This is a genomic window from Streptomyces sp. NPDC048389 (genome assembly GCF_040706335.1).
Lineage (GTDB): Bacteria > Actinomycetota > Actinomycetes > Streptomycetales > Streptomycetaceae > Streptomyces.
The window spans coordinates 44950-64495 of the sequence record NZ_JBEZKP010000045.1; the positions used below are offsets into that span (position 1 = coordinate 44950).

Consider the following 19546-nt stretch of genomic DNA (forward strand, 5'->3'; position numbering starts at 1 on the left):
CACGCCGCCCCCCCCGGCGCCCAGCCCACCGCCCATGCGCAGCCCCCGGGCCGCCACCTCGCGCGCACCCCCCCTATCCCCACATGCGGGGGGCCCCCCACTACGCCCGGCCCCCGCCTCATGTCGTCATCGGGCGCGTCAGCGCATCTTGCCGCCGCGTGGCATCCGCATGCCCTTGGGCATCGGCCCCTTCGGGAGCGGCATGTTGCTCATCAGGTCGCCCATCGCACGCAGCCGGTCGTTGGTCGCCGTCACCTGGGGCCCGCTGAGCACCCGCGGGAGCTTGAGCATCGTGCTGCGCACCTTCTTCAGCGGCACCTGCCCCTCGCCGGTGCCGACGATGATGTCGTGCACGGGGACGTCCACGACGATGCGGTTCATCCTCTTCTTCTCGGCCGCGAGCAGCGACCTGAGCCGGTTCGGGTTGCCCTCGGACACGAGCACGATGCCGGCCTTGCCGACCGCCCGGTGCACGACGTCCTGGTTGCGGTTCATCGCCACCGCCGGGGTCGTGGTCCAGCCGCGCCCGACGTTCTGCAGAACGGCGGCCGCCGCGCCCGGCTGGCCCTCCATCTGCCCGAAGGCGGCCCGCTCGGCGCGCCGCCCGAAGATGATCGCCATCGCCAGGAAAGCCAGCACGAAGCCGAGGATGCCCAGGTAGATGGGGTGATCGATCAGGAAGCCGATCCCGAGGAAGACACCGAAGGTGACGATTCCCACACCTGCGACGACAAGTCCGACCTTCGGGTCGGCCTTCCGGGTCATCTTGTACGTCAGAGCGATCTGCTTCAGTCGCCCCGGTTCCGCAGCAGCGTCAGCGCTGTCTGAATTTGCCTTCCTCGCCATACCGGAAGTTTACGTGGCCTGCGAAGTGCGGGTCGCCGCGGCCTCCAGTACGTGCTGAGCCTCCACCCGGTCCTTGGCCCGGCGGCGGTCCTCGAGCACCGCCGACCAGGCGTTGCGGCGGGCGGTGCGCTGGCCGCCGCTCAGCAGAAGGGACTCCATGGCGCGCAGAGCGCCGGTGACGGACGGGATCGGGTTGGCCCTGACGTGGCGTACCGGCGCGGCCTGCATGGTGGCGGTTCCCCCTCGGGGTGAGTGGTGATGAGCGGGAGCTGTGCGTGAGTTCAGCGTCACTGATTGGTGTTACCAGGGCGTGACCGGCCGGTCAAACGCTGATGAAGGCAAGTTCCTTCCGCCGCGGGCCCGGTGAACGAGGGCGCGGTCCGCACCGGGGCCCCGACCTGCGGGGAGGGTGCGGACCGCGTCCCTTCGGCCATTACCGGCCGGTAGTTTCTTGTGCCTGAATTCACAGGCCCTGGGCGGTGCCGGCCTGGCCGGTACCGGTCTCGGCAGCGCTGCCCTGAGCGGCACCGGCCAGTGCGGCGCCGGTCCCGCCCGCGCCGGTCCGGGCGGCGCGGGCCTCCATCGCCTGCTGGAAGAGCCGGCCTGCCCGGTACGAAGAACGGACGAGCGGTCCCGACATCACCCCGGAGTAGCCGATCTCGTCGGCCTCCTCCTTCAGCTCCACGAACTCGTGCGGCTTCACCCAGCGCTCCACGGGGTGGTGGCGCACGGACGGGCGCAGGTACTGCGTGATGGTGATCAGCTCGCAGCCCGCGTCGTACAGGTGCCGCAGCGCCTCGCTGACCTCCTCGCGGGTCTCGCCCATGCCGAGGATCAGGTTCGACTTCGTCACCAGCCCCGCCTCGCGGGCGCGGGTGATGACCTCGAGCGAGCGCTCGTAACGGAAGCCGGGGCGGATCCGCTTGAAGATCCGCGGCACGGTCTCGACGTTGTGCGCGAGCACCTCGGGGCGCGAGGAGAAGACCTCGGCCAGCTGCTCCGGCACCGCGTTGAAGTCCGGGATCAACAGCTCGACCTTGGTGCGGCCCGTCTCGCGGTCCGCCGTCTGCCCGTGGATCTGGCGCACGGTCTCCGCGTACAGCCAGGCGCCGCCGTCCTCCAGGTCGTCGCGGGCGACGCCGGTGATCGTGGCGTAGTTCAGGTCCATGGTGACGACCGACTCACCGACGCGGCGCGGCTCGTCGCGGTCGAGTGCCTGCGGCTTGCCGGTGTCGATCTGGCAGAAGTCGCAGCGGCGGGTGCACTGGTCGCCGCCGATGAGGAAGGTCGCCTCGCGGTCCTCCCAGCACTCGAAGATGTTGGGACAGCCCGCCTCCTGGCAGACCGTGTGCAGACCCTCGCTCTTGACCAGTTTCTGCAGCTGGTTGTACTCGGGGCCCATCTTCGCCCGGGTCTTGATCCACTCGGGCTTGCGCTCGATGGGGGTCTGGCTGTTCCGGACCTCCAGGCGCAGCATCTTGCGTCCGTCGGGTGCGACTGCGGACACGACCGGCTCCCTACAGCTTCGATTCTTCGGCGAACACCAGGGTACGCCCGTTAAAAGTGCGGCCTTACGTTCGGCCAACCTGTGGCCCGGGGCCGGCATTCCTTCCGGGCCCCGGCGGGCGTCAGACGGGCGCCTTCTCGGCCTCGGCCGGCGCCTCGGTGTCCGGCGTCCCGGGTGCCGCCTCCCCGACCTCGCGCGGCAGCAGCACCGCGGCCTCCATCACCTGGCGCAGATGCTTCTCCACCACGGGCAGCACCTCCTCGATCGTGACGTCCCGGCCCAGCTCGCCCGCGAGCGAGGCCACGCCCGCGTCGCGGATGCCGCACGGCACGATCCGGTCGAACCAGGTGTTGTCCGGGTTCACGTTCAGCGAGAAGCCGTGCATCGAGACGCCCTTGGCGATACGGATGCCGATCGCCGCGAGCTTGCGGTCCTCGCGACGCTGGCCCGCGTTGGACGGCGCGTACTCCGGACCGTTCAGCCGCGGGTCGAACTCGTCGTCCTGCAGCCGGGGGTCGAAGTCCAGCGACAGGCCGCCGAACGACGGGCGCTCCTCCACCGGGTCGCCGAGCACCCACACACCGCTGCGTCCCTCGACCCGGCTCGTCTCCACACCGAACTCGGCGCAGGTGGCGATCAGGGCGTCCTCGAGGCGGCGTACGTGCGCGATGACGTCCACGGGGCGCGGGAGCTTGAGGATCGGGTAGCCCACCAGCTGGCCGGGGCCGTGCCAGGTGATCTTCCCGCCGCGGTCCACGTCGATGACCGGTGTCCCGTCCAGGGGGCGCTCGCTGTCCTCGGTGCGCCGGCCCGCCGTGTAGACCGGCTGGTGCTCCAGCAGCAGACACGTGTCCGGGATCTCGTCCGCGAAGCGGGAGGCGTGGACCTCGCGCTGCTTCTGCCACGCCTCCCGGTACTCGACGGCGTCCTCGCCGAATCCCAGTCGGACGAACCGCAGCTCACTCACGGCTGTGCCTCCCTCGAACCTCTGCCCGGTGGTGACCGGGCCCCAGCCACTGTACGGCGGGCGTGAACACCGCGGCCGGGCAGGTCGTGCCCGTCAGCGCCGCGGTCAGTGCCGCCGTCAATCCTCACACGATCGGATGAATCTGGGGCGAAGGTGGCGGAACAGTCGAGGAGGACCGCTAAGTTCGCGCCGTTCCTCCCCCCAAGGCTTCTCCCCCCAGAGCTGCGCCTGGGGGACCCCCAGGAGGTACCCCCATGGGCTGCTCCCGGCCCGGAAGGCAGGAGACGCCACCACCGATGACGGATCGGACCACCCAGCGCACCCCCAACCGGCAACTCGCCGCGCTCATCGCGGAGGCCGGCTTCTCCCACGCCGGTCTCGCCCGCAGAGTGGACCAGCTGGGCCTCGAACACGGCCTGGACCTCCGGTACGACAAGACGTCCGTGACCCGCTGGCTCCGCGGTCAGCAACCGCGCGGCACGACGCCCGCGCTGATCGCCGAGGTGTTCACCCGCAGACTGGGCCGCCGGCTCTCGGCCCAGGACTTGGGGCTCGACGCCTGCGCCCCCGTCTACGCGGGGCTGGAGTTCGCCGCCACGCCCGAGGAGGCCGTGGACATCGTCAGCGGGCTGTGGCGCAAGGACTCCGGCAGCCATGCCGAACTCCGCAAGATCGCGTTCACCCCGGCCGGACTGGTCGTGCCGAGCCGGGACTGGCTGATCGGCCGCGCCGACGAGCGGGTGGGCCGTGTCGAGGCGGACTCGCCCGCCGGGTCGGGCCGGGTGCCGCAGCAGGGCACCAGAGTGCCCGTGCCCCGGCAGCGCGGCGCGACCGACCGGGCACCCGGCCAGAAGGTCTCCGGCGGAGACATCGCCGCCCTGCGCTCGGTCGGCGAGCTGTTCCGTGCCCTCGACCACGCGTACGGCGGGGGACACGCCAGGCAGGCGCTGGTGCGCTACCTGGAGCACGAGGCCGAGCCGATGCTGCGCGGCAGATACGGCGAGACGACCGGGAGGCGGCTGTTCGCCGCGGCGGCCGACCTGACCAGGCTCGCCGGCTGGACCTCGTACGACATCGCCGCGCACGGCCTCGCGCAGCGGTACTTCGTCCAGGCCCTGCGGCTTGCCCAGGCGGCGGGGGACCGGGCCTACGGCTCGTACGTGCTCGTCACCATGAGCCGGCAGGCCGTCTACCTCGGCCACGGCCGGGAGGCCGTGCAGCTGACCCGGGTCGCCCAGCAGGGCGTGGGGCCGACCGCGCCGCCGCTGGTGCAGGCCCTCCTCCACTGCGCCGAGGCACGCGGGCACGGGGTGCTGGGCGACGCCCGGGCCTGTACGTCCGCGCTCGTACGGGCCGAGCGCGCACTCGAGGCGGCGCGCCCCGGGGACGACGTGCCGTACTGGGCGCGCTCCTTCGACGAGGCGCAGCTGGCGGACGAGTTCGGCCACTGCCACCGGGACCTGCGGCAGTACCGGAGCGCGGCGCAGCACGCGGAACGCTCCCTTCAGCTGCGGGCTCCCGCCTTCGCCCGCAGCCGCCTCTTCTGCCGGGTCGTCCTGGCGTCCGCCCGGCTCGGGCTGGGGGAGCTGGACCAGGCGTGCGCGCTGGGGGCGGAGGCGGCGCTCCAGGCGTCGGAGATGCGGTCGGTGCGGGCGACGGAGTACGTGCGCGAGTTCGAACGCCGTCTGGAGCCGTACCGGGACGCGGCCCCGGTCCGCACGTACCGCGACCGCGTCTCCGCCTTGAGCTGAGCCGGCCGCGCGGGTGGCGGGTACCTGCCCGCGTCGGCAGGGCTCCGGCCCGACTCCGCGCCGTCGTCGGCGGGGCTCGGCCGCCGGTGCGGGCCCGCTGTGGGCGGGCCTGGCACGCGGCAGGACAGCTGTGGGCGGGCCTGGCACGTGGCAGGACAGCTGTGGGCGGGCCTGGCACGCGGCAGGACAGCTGTGGGCTGGGCTCGGCACGCGGCCTGCCTGGTTCCGGGCCCGGCCCCGACCTCCGCGCCGTCGTCGGCGGGGCTCGGGGCGGCCCGGTCGCCGGTGCGGGGCCCGGGTGGCGTCAGTGGTGTTCGGTCGTCGGTGGACCTCGAACGTGCCCTGCCGGGGGTGGTGGGCCCACGGGCTCCGGCCCTGGGGCACCGGCTGGGCGGGGTGACGCCGTGGGGAGGTCCCGGTCGGCCGTCGCGCACGGATGCCGCGGCGCCGTATCGGGCCGCCAGGGGCGCGGAGCGGGGCCCGGGGCTTGCCCCGGTTTCGGGAAAGGGGCGGAGTGGGAACGGCCCCGCACAGCGGCCCCGCCCCGTCCCGCCCGTCACGGCTCAGGCCGCCGCTGCCAGCGGCTTCACCGAGCCCGCCGGGATGCCGAAGTCGTTCAGGATCGCGTGCGCCGCCCTGCGGCCCGAGAAGAGCGCGCCCTGGACCGTCCCCGTGTCGCGGTGGTCGCCGCAGACGTAGAGGCCGGACAGCACCCGCACCGGCCGGCGCAGGTCGTGCGGCGCGGGCATCGCCGGGACCGCCTCCGGGTCGTGGTGGGCGGCGAGCAGCTCCCAGTCGTCCGTCGGCCTGCCGTACAGCGTCGCCAGCTGCCGCCGCACCCGGCGGTCCAGGTCGTCCGGCGGCTCGCCGAGGACCGTGGACGAGATCAGCACCCGTCCGTCCGACGCCCGCGACGGATCGACCTCGCTCATCACCGCCGTGTGCGACACGGGCCCGCTCCGGTCGGCGTCCAGGATCAGCGACGGTTCCCTGAGAGGGGATTGCGGCGCCGTGTGGTGCACGACCGTCACCGGGTGGTACGAGGGCACCCGCAGCCCGGGCAGCAGCGAGGCCGCCGCCCGCGCCCCGGTGGCCAGCAGCACCGAACGGCAGTGGATCCGCCCGAACTCCTCCGTGGTCACGGACGTCGTGGAGACGTCGGTGACCCGGACGCCGGTCCGTACGGACCCCGTCGGCAGCCCGGCCGCCAGCAGTTCGGGCAGGGTCGCCGCACCGCCGGCCGGCGCGCACAGGCGGCCGCGCGCGTACCCGCGCAGCGCCAGGTCGGCGCACCGGCTGGAGGTGCTCGTCAGCTCCGGGTCGCCCAGCAGCGCGGACAGCAGCGGGCGCAGAAAGCCGTGCACCGTGCGCGTGGGCAGCCCGCGTCCGTACAGCGCCTCCGCGGCGGAACGTTCCGGCCGGGCGAGGACGCTGTCCACCGGGGTCGCGGCGAGACGGGCCAGACAGGTGCCCAGCCGGGCCTGGTCCAGCTGCCGGGGACGAGGGGCGCTCGCGAGAGCACGCGCGACGCTGAACGCGACCCCCGTGCCCTGGGCACCGGACGGCGATCCCCGCCCCATGCTCCGGCGGCCGTGGACCGGGCCCCACCGTGCCCCGCCGACCTCACCGGTCCGCTGCAGCCGGCCCGCACTGTGGACCAGCACACCGGGGGAGAACATCCGCAGATCGGCGTCGCGCAGCACTGCCGTACGGCGCAGTTCCGGGTACGAGGTGCAGAGCAGCCGGCCCGTCCGGTCGAGCCGGAACCCGTCGAGCTGCGTGGTGGCCGTTCCGCCGACCGCGGGGGCGGCCTCCAGGACGCTGACGGTGACCCCCGCACCGGTCAGCCTGTGGGCCGCCGAGAGTCCGGCGATGCCGCCCCCGACGATGACGACGTCCGCATCATGAGCGGTGCTGAGCACGTGCCCCTCCCCGAGGTCGGCGCGGCTGGTGGGAAGCTCATGCCCCCAACAGGCCGGAGGAATACCCGAGTTCGGTTCGAGACTAAAGAGGTGTGCGGCCCGTGGAGGTAGCGCACATCGCGGAGCACCGGAGCGCGGGGGCGCACACCGCCCCCGGAACCCCGCCCCGCGCGGCCGGTGCCCCCGGCCGCCCCGCCCGCCGGACGAGAGTGCCGGTGCCCCGGCCGCCCCGCCCGTCGGGCGAAGGTGCCGCCCCCGCCGGACGAGCCCCTCGCGCGCAGTCCCCGTTCCGGCCGCGCCCCCGCCCGGAGAGCGCCCCGCGCAGCCCCCGTCCCGGACAGGACGGCTAGACGAGCGCCGCCCGGACCGCGTCGTCGATACGGGGGAAGGCGAACGAGAAGCCCGACCCCAGCAGCGCCCCCGGCAGCACCCGCCCACTGCTCAGCACGTCCTCCGCCAGCCCGCCGAGGGCCACCCGCAGCGCCGGCTCGGGCACCGCGAACAGCGTCGGGCGGCGCAGCACCCGGCCCATCGCCGCCGTCGCCTCCCGGTTGGTCACCGGCTCGGGCGCCGTGAGGTTCACCGGCCCCGACAACGACTCCGAGTCCACGATGTGCCGCAGCGCCGCCACGGTGTCGTGCAGGGAGATGAAGCTCCAGTACTGCCGACCGCTGCCCAGCCGGCCCCCGAGCCCCGCCTTGAACAAGGGGAACATCCGCCCCCACGCACCCCCGTGCCGCGCCACCACGAGTCCCGTGCGGGCCAGGGCCGTGCGTACCCCCGCCTCCTGCGCGGCGGCCGTGGCCTCCTCCCACTGCACGCACACGTCGGGCAGGAAGCCGTCCCCGGGCGGCGCGCTCTCGTCGACGGCCCGGCCGCCGGTGTCGCCGTAGTAGCCGACCGCGCTTCCGCTCACCAGCACCCGTGGCGGCACGTCCAGGGAGGCGACGGCTTCCGCGATCGCGGCCGTGCCGAGGACGCGGCTGTCGCGGATCTCCTTGCGGTACGCCTCCGTCCAGCGGCGCTCGCCCACCCCTTCCCCCGCCAGATGCACGACGGCATCGCAGCCGGCCAGGCCGGCCACGTCGACGTACTGCCGCACCGGGTCCCAGCGGACCTCGTCCGCGGCCCTGGGGGCACGCCGCACCAGGCGCACCACCTCGTGCCCGTCCGCGCGCAGGGAGTGCGCCAGTGCCCTGCCGATGAGCCCGGAGGCACCCGTGACGGCGATTCGAGATCGTTGCATGACCCCATCCTGCCTCCGGCCGCCTCCATGGCACAGTGACGCCATGCCCGAATCGCACATACGTCCCGCACGGCTCTCCGACGACGCGGAGCTCGGTGAACTCGACCGCGCCGCCTGGTCGCCGCTGCACGCCGTGACGCCGCGGCCCCAGCCGCCGTTCGACCCGTTCTTCGACGAGAACCACCGCCCGGAGCAGCTCCTCGTCGCGGAGGACGCCGACGGGGCGGTCGTGGGCTACATCCGCCTGGCCCTGCCGACACCGCTGGCCTGCAACCGGCACGTCCGCCAGATCCAGGGCCTCGCCGTGGCCGACCGGGCCCGCGGCCGCGGTGTCGGCCGCGCCCTGCTGCGGGCCGCGTGCGACGAGGCGCGGCGGCAGGGCGCCCTGCGCATCACCCTGCGCGTGCTCGCCCACAACGCCCCGGCGCGGGCGCTCTACGCGGCGGAGGGATTCGCCGTCGAGGGCGTGCTGCCGGGCGAGTTCCACCTCGACGGGCGGTACGTGGACGACGTGCTGATGGGCCGGTCCCTCACGGGTGCGGGGTAGGGCGTGCGGCGGGTGCCGGTGAGGCCCGCCGGGATGGCCGGTCCCTCACGAGTGCGGGGTAGGGCGCCCCGTGGTTGCCGGGAGGCCCGCCGTGAGGGCCCGGTCCCTCACGAGTGCGGGGCGGGCCCGCGCCCGGCGGCCACTGGCCCCTCGCCCTCGGTGTCCACATGAGGCAGCAGCCGGTCCAGCCACCGTGGGGCCCACCACGCGGCTCTGCCCAGCAAGGTCATCGTGGCGGGCACGAGCAGCAGCCGGACGACCGTCGCGTCGATGAGCACACTGGCGGCAAGACCCAGCCCCAGCATCTTCACCACGATGTTGTCGCTGATGATGAACGCCGCGAACACACTGACCATGATCAGAGCGGCGCAGGTGATCACCCGGGCGGTGATCTCCAGCGCGTGTGCGACGCTCGCGTGCGGGTCGCCGGTGCGCAGCCACGCCTCGTGGACACGGGAGAGCAGGAAGATCTCGTAGTCCATGCTGAGGCCGAAGACGATGGCGAACATCATCATCGGGACATAGCTCTCGATCGGCACCTCGCCCGAGACCCCCAGCGCCGGCCCGCCCCATCCCCACTGGAAGACGGCCACCAGGACGCCGTACGAGGCGGCGATGGACAGCACGTTGAGCACGGCGGCCTTCACCGCCACCAGGATCCCCCGGAACACGATCAGGATCACGATGAACGCCAGCCCGACGACCACCGCGATGATCAGCGGCAGCCGGCTGGAGACGATGTCGAGGAAGTCGACCTGTCCCGCGGTCGTACCGGTGACGTAGGCACGGGCCTCGGTGCCCGCCACCGCCTGCGGCAGCACGTCGTCGACCAGGTGGTTGACCAGCTGCGTGGTGCGCTCGTCCTGCGGGGAGGCGACGGAGTACGCGGTGGAGATCAGCACGTCGCCGTCGGAGGTGGCCTGAAGGGGGGTGATCGTGGCCGCGTCGGGCACGTTCGTGAGCGCGTTCCGCGCCTGCGTGGCGAGGGCGGAGCGGTCCGACTGCGGCACGTCGGACTGGTCGACGACCAGCGTCAGCGGTCCGTTGGAGCCGGGCCCGAAGGCGCTCGACATCAGGTCGAACGCCCGCCGGTCGGTGAACGACCTCGGGTCGGCGCCGTCGCCGATGTGCCCGAGCTGGATGGAGAACAGCGGCACCGCGAGGACGGCCAGAACGACCGTCCCGCCGGCCAGGAACCACCATGGCCGCCGCTCCACCCGCTGCGCGTACCGGTGCCAGGGGCCGTGGGCCCCCTCGCCCGGTTTCGCCTCGGCCTCGGCCACGGGCCGACGTACGTGGAGCCGGTCGATCCACCGGCCGGTCAGCCCGAGCATCGCGGGCACCAGGGTGAGCGCGCCGAGCACCGCCGTGACGACGGTGACGGCCGCGGCCAGGCCGAGCTTGCCGATGAAACCGATGCCGGACACCCACAGGCCGGACAGCGCGATGACGACCGTGCAGCCGGAGACCAGCACGGCTCTGCCGCTGGTGGACGTGGCATGGCCGGCGGCGGACACCGGGTCCCGGCCGTCCATCAGGTTCTGGCGGTGGCGGGTGAGCAGGAACAGCGCGTAGTCGATCCCGACCCCGAGTCCGATCATGGTGGCCAGCGTCGGCGAGACCGTGGCGAAGGTGAACGCGGCGGCCAGCAGACCCAGCAGGGCGAGTCCGCAGACCACCGCGAGCAGCGCGGTCACCAGAGGCAGTACCGCCGCGAGCACACTGCCGAAGCCGATCAGCAGCACCAGGATCGCCACCGCGAAACCGATCGCCTCACTGGTCCGGTCGTCGGGTTCCGGCCGGGCCAGCTCCCCGAGTGTGCCGCCGTACTCCACCTGCACTCCGGCGGCACGCAGCGGCTGCACCGCCGAGTCCACGCCGTCCAGGTAGGAGTCCTCGAGGGTGGAGGGCTGGACGTCGAACCGGACGGTGATGTACGCGGTCTTCCCGTCGGCGGAGAGCGGCCCGACGTCCGGGGTGCCGGCCGGCGGTTCCGGCGGCTCCGTGCCCGGCGCGGGCAGCGGGTTCTGCGCCGAGAGCACATGGGGGAGTTTCCCGAGAGCGGTCACCGCAGTCGACATCTGGCCGCTCACCTCGGTGAGCGGCTTCGCCGAGTCGTGGAGCACGATCTGCGCGCTGTAGCCGCCGGCGGACGGCTCATGGGCCTTGAGGACGTCCAGGCCCTCCTGCGACTGGGTGCCCGGAAGGGAGAAGTCGTCGGAGTAGTCGCCGCCGTAGGCGCGGTCCAGGACCTGCAGACCGACCACGGCCGCGAGCCACAGGGCGAGGACCGTCACGAAGTGGCGGGCGCACCACTCGCCGGTTCGCCGCAGCAGCCCCTTGCCGTGACGTGGGGCGGCCGGGGCGGGAGAGTACCGCGGTGTGGACATGGGTTCATTGAATTCCGGCGCCGACACCCGGGCCTCCGGTCCGGGGGAAACGGGTGACGCCCCGGGCCGGGGCGACGGGCCGTCAGAGACCGCCGAACCGTTCCCACAGCTTCGGGAACCGTGCCGCCAGCGCCACGTCGTCGTCGAAGTCGAACGGTGTGCCGGCCGGCTCCGTCGACTGCACGGGGATACCCAGATCGGGTGAGTCCGCGCCGGTCAGCTGCTCGTACGCCTCGTCCGCCGCGTAACCGAGCTCCTCGCCGTCGCCGTCGATGTCCTCGTCGAACTCGTCCAGCAGCTCGGCCAGCGAGTCGGGATCGTGCACCCCGCCCTCGAAGACCTCCCGGCCCTGCCCGATCAGCCAGCAGCGGAAGTAGTCGAACGCGTCGTCGCTCGCCCCGCCCAGCAACACCGCCGCGGCGCCCCACAGGTCCCAGGTGTACGCGCGGTTGTAGCGGGCCTCGAAGTGGCGCGCGAAATCGAGCACGGAGTCCGGGTCGAGCTGCAGCAGCCGCTCGACGAGCAGCTCGGCATGGTCCTCGGGGTCGCCCTCGGCGGCCTCGCGGGTGCTGTCGATGATCTCCCAGAACTCCGTCTCGTCCATCACGCGTCCAGCATCGTGGCTGGCACCTGCCCGCGCACGCGGAGCAGCCGAAAAGCGGCTGTTTCGCAATCCGGGGGCTCGGCGGGCGAAAGCCGGACAGGAGATGTCCGGTATCCGTGGGACGGTCGGCCCATGACGGAGAACAAGCCGCTCGACGGCTCCATCGCACTGGTCGCCGGCGCCACCCGGGGCGCGGGCCGCGCCATCGCCGTACAACTCGGAGCCCTGGGCGCGACGGTGTACGTGACCGGGCGGACCACCCGCGGACACGTCAGCGAGGTCGGCCGCCCCACGGAGACGATCGAGGAGACCGCCGACCTGGTCACCGCGGCGGGCGGCGAGGGCGTCGCCGTCCCCACCGACCACCTCCGGCCGGAGGAGGTGCGGGCCCTGGTGGAGCGCGTCGACCGCGAGGAGGGCCGACTCGACATCCTGGTCAACGACGTCTGGGGCGGGAACCACCTCCTCGACTTCGACACGAAGATGTGGGACGTCGACCTGGAGCGCGGACTGCGGATGCTCGACCTCGGTGTGAGGAGCCACATCATCACCAGCAGCATCGCGCTGCCCCTGCTCGTGCGTCGGCCGGGCGGTCTGGTCGTCGAGGTGACCGACGGTACCGCCGAGACGAACAAGGGGTTCCGCGAGAACTTCTACTACGACCTCGCCAAGAACGGCCCGATCCGGATGGCGTTCATCCTCGGCGAGGAACTGAAGGACGCCGGCTGCACGGCGGTCGCGGTCACCCCCGGCTTCATCCGGTCGGAGGAGATGCTCGACATCTTCGGCCTCACCGAGGAGAACTGGCGCGACGGTGTGACGAAGCAGCAGCACTGGGCACTGTCCGAGTCGCCCGTGTACGTGGGCCGGGGCGTCGCGGCCCTCGCCGCGGACCCCGAACGGGCCCGCTGGAACGGCCGGTCACTCGACAGCGGCCGACTGGCCAGGGAGTACGGCGTCACCGACGCGGACGGCAGCCGGCCCGACGTGTGGGGCTACATGCTGGCGGAGCGGGCGGGCGGGACGCCGGCGGCCGACGACTACAGGTAGAGGTCCCGCAGCCCGGCGGCCGCCCGCGCGAACCGGGCCCGCAGTTCCCGCGGTCCGAGGACCTCCAGGTCCGGCCCCAGGGCCAGCAGTTGGCTGTACGCGACGTCCAGGGACTCCACCGGAAGCGTCACCGTCACCCGCCCCCGCGCGTCCGGTGGGTCCGCCGCCGCCAGCGCCTCCTGCGCGGCGGCGCGGTCCGTCACGTACGGCAGCCGGCCGGCACCGTCCTCCGTCACGCGGACGACGACCTCGGCACGCAGGATGGAGCGCGCGAACTGCGCCGCCCGATCCGCCCAGAACGCGGGCAGAGAGAAGCTCTCGTCGCGTTCGAACCGCTCCTCGCCCGCCTCCACGGACGAGAACCGGTCGATCCGGTACACCCGCGGCGCGCCGCCGGACCGGGCGCACAGGTACCAGACACCCGCCTTCAGCACGAGCCCGTACGGCTCCAGCTCCCGGACCACGTCGGCGTCCCGGCGCCGGTACACCACCCGGATGCGGTGGTCGTCCCGGACGGCCTCCGCGATCACCGGTAGCAGCGCAGGTGTCTCCGGCTCCTGGTACCAGCCCGGCGCGTCCAGATGGAAGCGCCCGGCCGCGGACTCCGGAGCGTCGCTGAGCGAGGGGAGCAGCGCCGCGGAGACCTTCAGGCGCGCCGCCGACGCCGCGTCCTCCAGCCCCATGTCCCGCAGCGCGCCCGGCAGTCCGGACAGGAACAGGGCCTCCGCCTCGTGGCGCCCGAGTCCGGTGAGCCGGGTGCGGTAGCCCCCGATCAGCCGGTACCCGCCGGTCCGGCCGCGGTCGGCGTAGACCGGGATCCCGGCCTCCGACAGGGCGAGCGCGTCCCGGGTGACCGTGCGCTCCGACACCTCCAGCTCCCGAGCGAGCTCCGCCCCCGTCATCGAGGGCCTCGACTGCAGGAGCAGCACCATCTTGATCAGCCGGGCGGCACGCATGAACGCATTGTCGCCGGTCCGGCCCCGGGACGGCCGCCGGGGAACGGACCCGTTTCCGGGTCCGGTCATGGCCGGGCTCGGACGCGGGGAACGCATTGCCGGGCGGGGCGACCGTGCGGAAACGTCTCCCCCGTGATCAGCGCAGAGGTTGGAGACCCCATGCCGTCCCCGTTCATCCGTTCCTTCTCGCAGCTCGAGTCCCTGGATCCCGGCCGCCCCGTCGTCACCCTGTTCAGCGGCGGTCTCGACAGCTCGTATCTGCTTCTGCGGCTCGCCGCATGGGCATCCGCGAGGTGCACGCCGTGAGCGTGGACATCGGGGAGGACGAGTCCAGCGCGTACAAACGCCAGGTGGCCGAGGCGCTCGGTGCCACGATCCACATCATGGACCGGCGTGAGGAGTTCGCCGGGCAGTACGTGGGCCCCGCGATCGCCGCGCAGGCGGTCCACCTCGGCATCCACCCGGTCAGCTCCACGCTCAGCCGCCCGCTGATCGCCAAGTCCGCGGTCGAACTGGCCCGGGCGCTCGGTGCGCAGGCGGTACTGCACACCGCCGACCGCTCGCAGAACACCCTGCGCCGTCTCAACGGTGCGCTGTCACTGCTCGGTTACGAGGGAGCCTTCGGCAGCGCGTACGACCTGGACCCGGTCACCCGCGACGACAAGCCCACCGAGCTGCGGGCCGCCGGCCTCGATCTCCTCGCCGGGCGGATCGTGAGCGGTGACTCCAACCTGTGGTGCCGGGAGTTCGAGTCCGGCATCCTCGACGACCCCGAGATGCACCAGGTCCCGGAGGAGATGTACACCTGGAGCAGGCCGACCGCCGCCGCGTCGGACTCCGCACCACGCTCGACGCGGCGGCGGGGGCCCTCACCCTGCTGCCGCACGCGCCCTACCGCCAGGAGTCGGACATCAACCCGCTCAACGGCGGCATCGAACGCCTCTTCGTTCCGCTGACGGCCGCCTTCACCGACGACCCGCTGCTGCGTTCCGTCCTCGTCGAACTCGGGCGGATCTTCATGGCGGTGGACGGTACGGACACCTGGAACGTCAAGCTCCACCCGTACCGGATCAACGCCTCCGCCGACCAGCAGGGGCAGCCCGCGCCAGAAGGCCGACACCGCGACGGCGTCACCTTCATCACCTCGCTGATGATCAACCGCACAATGTCAGCGGCGGTGAGAGCGGCGTCTACACGGACGAGGGCGAGCATCTGCTGACGGCTACGCTGTCCCAGCCCGGTGACCTGCTGCTGGGCGACGACCGCCGCATGCTGCACTCGGTGACCCCGGTGACCCCGGTGACCCCGGTGACCCCGGTGACCCCGGTGCACCCGGCGGACCCCGCCTTCGCCGCCCACCGCGACGTACTGGTGATCGCCTGCACCGCGCGCTGAGCGTCCGGCCCCACCCCGTACGCCCGCCTTGCCCCACCCCGTACGCCCCGCACGGCCGTACGCCTTCCGCTGAACATCTCGTGCCGAGGAGCCCCCCGATGACCGTCACTGCGGCCCGCCGTGCCTGGCTGACCGATCTGCCCGTACTGCTGGTCGCAGTGGTGTGGGGCTCGAGCTACCTCGCCGCCAAGGGCGTCACCACGAGCCAGACCGTCCTGGCGGTCCTGGTACTGCGGTTCGCGCTCGTGCTGCCCGTCCTCGCGATCACGGGATGGCGGAAGCTGCGCGCGCTCAGCGGCGCGCAGATACGCGGGTCGGGGATCCTCGGGCTGATCCTCGCCGGGATCTTCCTGCTGGAGACGTACGGGGTCGTGCACACCTCGGCGACCAACGCCGGGCTGATCATCAGCCTCACCATGATCTTCACGCCGATCGCCGAGAGCCGGATGCGCGGCACCGGACTGCCGAGGTCGTTCGTCGCGGCGGCGGGACTCTCGGTCCTCGGCGTGGTGCTGCTGACCCAGGGAGCGGGCTTCACCGAGCCGTCGCCGGGTGATCTGCTCATGCTCGGGGCCGCCGTCGCCCGTACCGGGCACGTGCTCGCGATGTCGCGGATGCGGTCGGTGCAGGGCGCGGACGCGATGTCGCTGACGACGGTTCAGCTGAGCGGCGCGGTGCTGGTGTTCGCCGTGCTGTGCGCGGTGCCCGGCACGGGCGCGATGCCGTGGGCGGCCGCGGCGGAGTTCGGGCTCGGCGACTGGCTGCTGCTCCTGCACCTGTCGGTGTTCTGCACGCTGTTCGCCTTCTTCGTGCAGATGTGGGCCGTGCGGCGCACCTCCCCGTCCCGGGTCAGCCTGCTGCTCGGTACGGAGCCGGTGTGGGCGGCCGTCGTCGGTATCACGCTGGCAGGGGACCGGCCGGGTTGGCTGGGCCTGTTCGGGGTCGTACTCATCCTCGCCGGTACGGCGTGGGGGCGGACGGCGGCCGATCCGGTACCGGCCGAGGCCCCGCCCGAGGAGAAAACGGTGGAGTCCCAGGCCGGGGCTCTTGAGGCCGCGCCGGCGTCAGTCGTTGAGCCAGCCGAGGCGGACGGCACACACACACCGGCCTGAAACCTGCTGGCCGCGCCTAGCCGTTCGGTCAGTTCGGAGACGAGGCGGCGGACCGTACGCTCGAAGACGCCGAGCTTGCGGGCCATCGCCTCGTCCGTCAGTCCGCCCGGCAGCATCCGCAGCAGCTCGCGATGCCTGCCCGTCGGCTGCCATGCCGCGTCGCCCTCGGGCGCCGGGTCCGGTCCGGGGCCGCCGTCGGTCAGGACGCTCGCGGCCGCCCAGCAGTGCTCGAAGATTCCGCGGAACACCTCCACCAGCGTCTCGCTGCGCAGCACGGGCACGTGACTGGCCCGGCTCTGTCCGCCGCCGTACGCGCCCGCTCCGGCGCACTGCTGGCCGTGAGCGGAGGGGTGATCGGGGACGGCTGGCGCATCTCACGGCTCGACGCGGTCTGCCGGGCGCGGGACCCGCACTGAGCCGTTCCACCGGCCTCGGCCCGGTGCGGGACGTCAGCCCAGTGGTACCTGGAGCTCCGTCACCCACTTCTCCTTGTCCGGAGGGCACTCGAGACAGACCTCGCGGGCATAGCCGGCCGAGCTGTGGCCGCCCGCGTCGATCCAGCGGGCCAGGGTCTGCTCCGTCGGCATGACCGTGTCCATCGGCCCCCGGTGGACGATCGTCGCCGCCCGTTCCACGGCGGGCAGGTCGACGACCTCGAAGTCCCTGCCGGGGACCCGGCCGGGCTCCTGCCCGGCCGACACGGTGCACCCGGCGTGCACCAGGACCGCACCGCCGCCCTCCGGCGCGTCCTCGTAGTAGGCGATGCCGGGGCCGGCCGGGGTGACCCCGGCGGCCTTCAGCCGGGTGAACAACTGGTCGTACAGCGGGCTGATCACCGGTCCGATGTGCTCGGGGGCGTAACTCGCCGCGACGGCGGACAGCACGGCGACCCGTACGGCCGGAGTGCTCTTGACGACGACGTCCTGGGTGGGCATGCGGCCCTCGCTCTCGATCGACCGGAGCCTCGCCTCGACCTGGGCCAGCCTGGCGGCAGCCGCGGACATCGACTCCTCCAGTTCCGCCTGCCGCAGCTTGAGCATCCCGCGCAACTCCTCCGTGGTCACCCGCTCCTCGAGGATCTGCCGCACCTGCGCAAGGGTGAAGCCGAGATCCTTGAGGGCGATGACACGGTTGAGCGTGGCGAGCTGGGCCGCGGAGTAGTAGCGGTATCCGGTGAACGGGTCGGTGTGCTCCGGCCGCAGCAGCCCGACCGCGTCGTAGTGACGCAGCATCCGGGCGGACACACGGCCGTGCCGGGCGAAGTCTCCGATGGTGAACATGACGTCTCCCAGTCCACGGCTTCACACGGTGTCAGGGTCAAGCATCACCCGTGAGGCCCTGCGACGCTGTCGCCGGGATGTGCTTCCCGAGCTACGGTGCAAAACAGGCCAGTTCTGGAGCACGTCCCCATCAGAAGACCCGAGGAACGCATATGACGCAGCAGCCACGTGAACAGTGGGCCACGCGTGCCGGGTTCCTGATGGCCGCCATCGGTTCGGCCATCGGGCTCGGCAACATCTGGCGCTTTCCGGCCATCGCCTACGAGAACGGCGGCGGCGCCTTCCTGCTGCCGTACCTGATCGCCCTCCTCACCGCGGGCATCCCGTTGCTCATCATGGAGTACACGATCGGCCGCAAGTACCGGATGTCGCCGCCGGTCGCACTGCGCCGGATGTCCAGGCCCGCGGAGGTCATCGGCTGGTGGCAGGTCGTCATCTCCTTCGTCATCGCCACCTACTACGCGGTCATCATCGCGTGGGCCATCCGCTACGTCGGCTTCTCCGTCGGACAGCAGTGGGGCGACGATCCCGAGGGCTTCCTCTTCGGCGACTTCCTCGAGACCGCGGAGACCCCCGGCGTCATCTCCAGCTATGTGTCCGGCGTGCTCTGGCCGCTGATCGCGGTGTGGGTGGTCGTGCTGGCCATCCTGACGTTCGGCATCCGGCGCGGCATCGAACGCGCCAACAAGATTTTCATCCCGCTGCTCGTCGTGTTCTTCGTGGCCCTGGTGATCCGGGCTCTCACGCTGGACGGCGCGGCGAGCGGTCTGGACGCCCTGTTCTCACCCAATTGGTCGGAACTGACCAACGGAAGTGTGTGGGTCGCCGCGTACGGCCAGATCTTCTTCTCGCTGTCGATCGGCTTCGGCATCATGGTCACGTACGCCTCGTACCTGGGGCGGCGCGCGGACCTCACCGGCTCCGCCATGGTCGCGGGCTTCGCCAACAGCTCCTTCGAGATCCTCGCGGGCATCGGCGTCTTCGCGACGCTCGGCTATCTGGCCACGGCGGCGGGGGTGCCGGTCGGCGAGGTCGCGAGCGCCGGCATCGGCCTGGCGTTCGTCGCGTTCCCGGCCGTCATCTCGGAGATGCCCCTCGGCGGCCTCTTCGGAGTGCTCTTCTTCAGCTCCCTGGTGATCGCGGGACTCTCGTCCCTGATCTCCATCGTGCAGGTGGTCGTCTCCGCGGTGCAGGACCGCACCGGCATGCGCCGGGTGCCCGCGGTGCTCGGCGTCGGTGGCCTGGTGGCCCTGATCTCCATCCTGCTGTTCCCGACCGACGACGGGATCTTCCTGCTGGACGCCTCCGACCACTTCATCAACCAGTACGGCATCGCGCTCGCGGCCCTGGTCGCCCTGGTCGTCATCGCCTGGGTGCTGCGCAAGCTGCCGGCGCTCCAGCAGAACGCGGACGCCACGTCCGCCATCCGTCTCGGCCACTGGTGGCGCATCTGCCTCGGCGTCATCACCCCGCTGGTCCTGGGCTGGATGATGGTCGACAGCCTGCGCACGGAGTTCGACGAGAACTACGAGGGCTACTCGACCGGCTTCCTGCTCACCGCGGGATGGAGCGTCGCCATCGGCGCGCTCGTCGTCGCCGTCATCCTCACGCTGCTGCCCTGGAAGGCCGGCGGTGAGGACAGCGACCTCGACCTGGAGTCATCCGCCGACAAGGAGGAGCGCTGATGTCGACCAGCGCCATCATCATGATGATCATCGCCATCGCCGTCGTGTGGGGCGGTCTCGTCGCCGCCATCGTCCGACTGCGGCGGCACGCACCCGAGCCGGAGGAGCCGCCGCCGGGAGTCCGTCCCGCCGAGTGAGGCGCCCCTGCGGCGCACCATCAGAAACAGGCGTGGGGGCGGGCCGGGGGGGGGGGGGGGGCGCGCCCCCGGGGCCCCCCCGGGGCGGCCGCCCCCGGACCGCGGCCGCCCCCCCGCCCCCCCGCCGGGGGGCCCCCCCCCCCCCCCCCCC

Annotated in this window: 19 protein-coding genes and 2 pseudogenes; 10 read left to right on the forward strand and 11 right to left on the reverse strand. The window is 72.6% G+C overall.

The features are described from left to right. Positions 1-138: 138 nt before the first annotated feature. The 4 genes from AB0903_RS25840 to lipB form a co-directional block, all read right to left on the reverse strand. Complete coding sequence (locus AB0903_RS25840; protein WP_366706661.1) at positions 139-846, reverse strand: DUF4191 domain-containing protein; 708 nt, start codon at positions 844-846, stop codon at positions 139-141. Positions 847-855: 9 nt separating this feature from the next. Continuing rightward, the gene (locus tag AB0903_RS25845) at positions 856-1074 is read right to left on the reverse strand and encodes a hypothetical protein (RefSeq protein ID WP_366706663.1); all 219 of its coding nucleotides are present in this window, start codon (positions 1072-1074) and stop codon (positions 856-858) included. A 235-nt stretch (positions 1075-1309) separates the two neighbouring features. Further along, positions 1310-2353 carry a lipoyl synthase gene (gene lipA, locus AB0903_RS25850; RefSeq protein WP_366706665.1) on the reverse strand — a complete coding sequence of 348 codons (1044 nt, stop codon included), beginning with the start codon at positions 2351-2353 and terminating at the stop codon, positions 1310-1312. A 121-nt stretch (positions 2354-2474) separates the two neighbouring features. After that, a complete protein-coding gene (gene lipB / locus AB0903_RS25855) occupies positions 2475-3320 on the reverse strand; it encodes a lipoyl(octanoyl) transferase LipB (RefSeq protein WP_366706667.1) in 846 nt (281 codons plus the stop codon). Positions 3321-3616: 296 nt separating this feature from the next. Between lipB and AB0903_RS25860 the strand changes: the two genes are divergently transcribed. Next, the gene (locus AB0903_RS25860; protein WP_366706669.1) at positions 3617-5071 is read left to right on the forward strand and encodes a regulator; all 1455 of its coding nucleotides are present in this window, start codon (positions 3617-3619) and stop codon (positions 5069-5071) included. 563 nt (positions 5072-5634) lie between these two features. Here AB0903_RS25860 and AB0903_RS25865 read toward each other — a convergent pair. Together AB0903_RS25865 and AB0903_RS25870 are read right to left on the reverse strand one after the other, a co-directional pair. After that, positions 5635-6993 carry an NAD(P)/FAD-dependent oxidoreductase gene (locus AB0903_RS25865; protein WP_366706671.1) on the reverse strand — a complete coding sequence of 453 codons (1359 nt, stop codon included), beginning with the start codon at positions 6991-6993 and terminating at the stop codon, positions 5635-5637. A 346-nt stretch (positions 6994-7339) separates the two neighbouring features. Continuing rightward, a complete protein-coding gene (locus AB0903_RS25870; RefSeq protein ID WP_366706673.1) occupies positions 7340-8239 on the reverse strand; it encodes a TIGR01777 family oxidoreductase in 900 nt (299 codons plus the stop codon). A gap of 43 nt (positions 8240-8282) precedes the next feature. Here AB0903_RS25870 and AB0903_RS25875 point away from each other — a divergent pair, with 43 nt between their 5' ends. Next, a complete protein-coding gene (locus AB0903_RS25875; protein WP_366706675.1) occupies positions 8283-8786 on the forward strand; it encodes a GNAT family N-acetyltransferase in 504 nt (167 codons plus the stop codon). A gap of 107 nt (positions 8787-8893) precedes the next feature. Here AB0903_RS25875 and AB0903_RS25880 read toward each other — a convergent pair whose 3' ends face one another. Then, positions 8894-11176, reverse strand: a complete 2283-nt coding sequence (locus tag AB0903_RS25880) for an MMPL family transporter (RefSeq protein WP_366706676.1) — start codon at positions 11174-11176, stop codon at positions 8894-8896. A gap of 82 nt (positions 11177-11258) precedes the next feature. Then, on the reverse strand, positions 11259-11780 hold the full coding sequence (locus tag AB0903_RS25885) for a DUF4240 domain-containing protein (RefSeq protein ID WP_366706699.1): 522 nt from the start codon (positions 11778-11780) through the stop codon (positions 11259-11261). Between the two features lie 132 nt (positions 11781-11912). Here AB0903_RS25885 and AB0903_RS25890 point away from each other — a divergent pair, with 132 nt between their 5' ends. Further along, positions 11913-12830, forward strand: coding sequence for an SDR family oxidoreductase (locus tag AB0903_RS25890; RefSeq protein ID WP_366706678.1), 918 nt, complete (start codon positions 11913-11915; stop codon positions 12828-12830). Here the strand turns inward: AB0903_RS25890 and AB0903_RS25895 are convergent. Continuing rightward, positions 12821-13786, reverse strand: a complete 966-nt coding sequence (locus tag AB0903_RS25895; RefSeq protein WP_366706680.1) for a WYL domain-containing protein — start codon at positions 13784-13786, stop codon at positions 12821-12823. The genes AB0903_RS25890 and AB0903_RS25895 overlap by 10 nt on opposite strands. A gap of 159 nt (positions 13787-13945) precedes the next feature. On the opposite strand from AB0903_RS25895, the gene AB0903_RS25900 reads away from it, so the two are divergent. From AB0903_RS25900 to AB0903_RS25915, 4 genes and pseudogenes are all read left to right on the forward strand, one after another. Next, positions 13946-14092, forward strand: coding sequence for a hypothetical protein (locus AB0903_RS25900; RefSeq protein WP_366706682.1), 147 nt, complete (start codon positions 13946-13948; stop codon positions 14090-14092). After that, positions 14065-14742 carry an argininosuccinate synthase domain-containing protein gene (locus tag AB0903_RS25905; protein WP_366706684.1) on the forward strand — a complete coding sequence of 226 codons (678 nt, stop codon included), beginning with the start codon at positions 14065-14067 and terminating at the stop codon, positions 14740-14742. Before AB0903_RS25900 ends, AB0903_RS25905 begins: the two co-directional genes overlap by 28 nt. Beyond that, a pseudogene (locus AB0903_RS25910) lies at positions 14643-15034 on the forward strand (2OG-Fe dioxygenase family protein); the annotation flags it as partial. The gene AB0903_RS25905 and the pseudogene AB0903_RS25910, both read left to right, overlap by 100 nt. 245 nt (positions 15035-15279) lie before the next feature. Further along, the gene (locus tag AB0903_RS25915; protein ID WP_366706686.1) at positions 15280-16293 is read left to right on the forward strand and encodes a DMT family transporter; all 1014 of its coding nucleotides are present in this window, start codon (positions 15280-15282) and stop codon (positions 16291-16293) included. 53 nt (positions 16294-16346) lie between these two features. Here the strand turns inward: AB0903_RS25915 and AB0903_RS25920 are convergent. Then, positions 16347-16409, reverse strand: a pseudogene (locus tag AB0903_RS25920) (hypothetical protein); the annotation flags it as partial. A 165-nt stretch (positions 16410-16574) separates the two neighbouring features. Between AB0903_RS25920 and AB0903_RS25925 the strand changes: the two are divergent. After that, positions 16575-16709 (forward strand): hypothetical protein, encoded by a 135-nt coding sequence (locus AB0903_RS25925; protein ID WP_366706688.1) that lies wholly within the window; start codon positions 16575-16577, stop codon positions 16707-16709. A 33-nt stretch (positions 16710-16742) separates the two neighbouring features. Here AB0903_RS25925 and AB0903_RS25930 read toward each other — a convergent pair whose 3' ends face one another. Next, a complete protein-coding gene (locus AB0903_RS25930) occupies positions 16743-17573 on the reverse strand; it encodes a MerR family transcriptional regulator (RefSeq protein WP_366706690.1) in 831 nt (276 codons plus the stop codon). A gap of 152 nt (positions 17574-17725) precedes the next feature. On the opposite strand from AB0903_RS25930, the gene AB0903_RS25935 reads away from it, so the two are divergent. Together AB0903_RS25935 and AB0903_RS25940 are read left to right on the forward strand one after the other, a co-directional pair. Next, entirely contained in the window at positions 17726-19258 is a 1533-nt protein-coding gene (locus AB0903_RS25935) for a sodium-dependent transporter (protein ID WP_366706692.1), read from the forward strand. Next, the gene (locus tag AB0903_RS25940) at positions 19258-19395 is read left to right on the forward strand and encodes a methionine/alanine import family NSS transporter small subunit (protein ID WP_366706693.1); all 138 of its coding nucleotides are present in this window, start codon (positions 19258-19260) and stop codon (positions 19393-19395) included. The genes AB0903_RS25935 and AB0903_RS25940 overlap by 1 nt, the downstream gene beginning before the upstream one ends. Positions 19396-19546 lie beyond the last annotated feature (151 nt).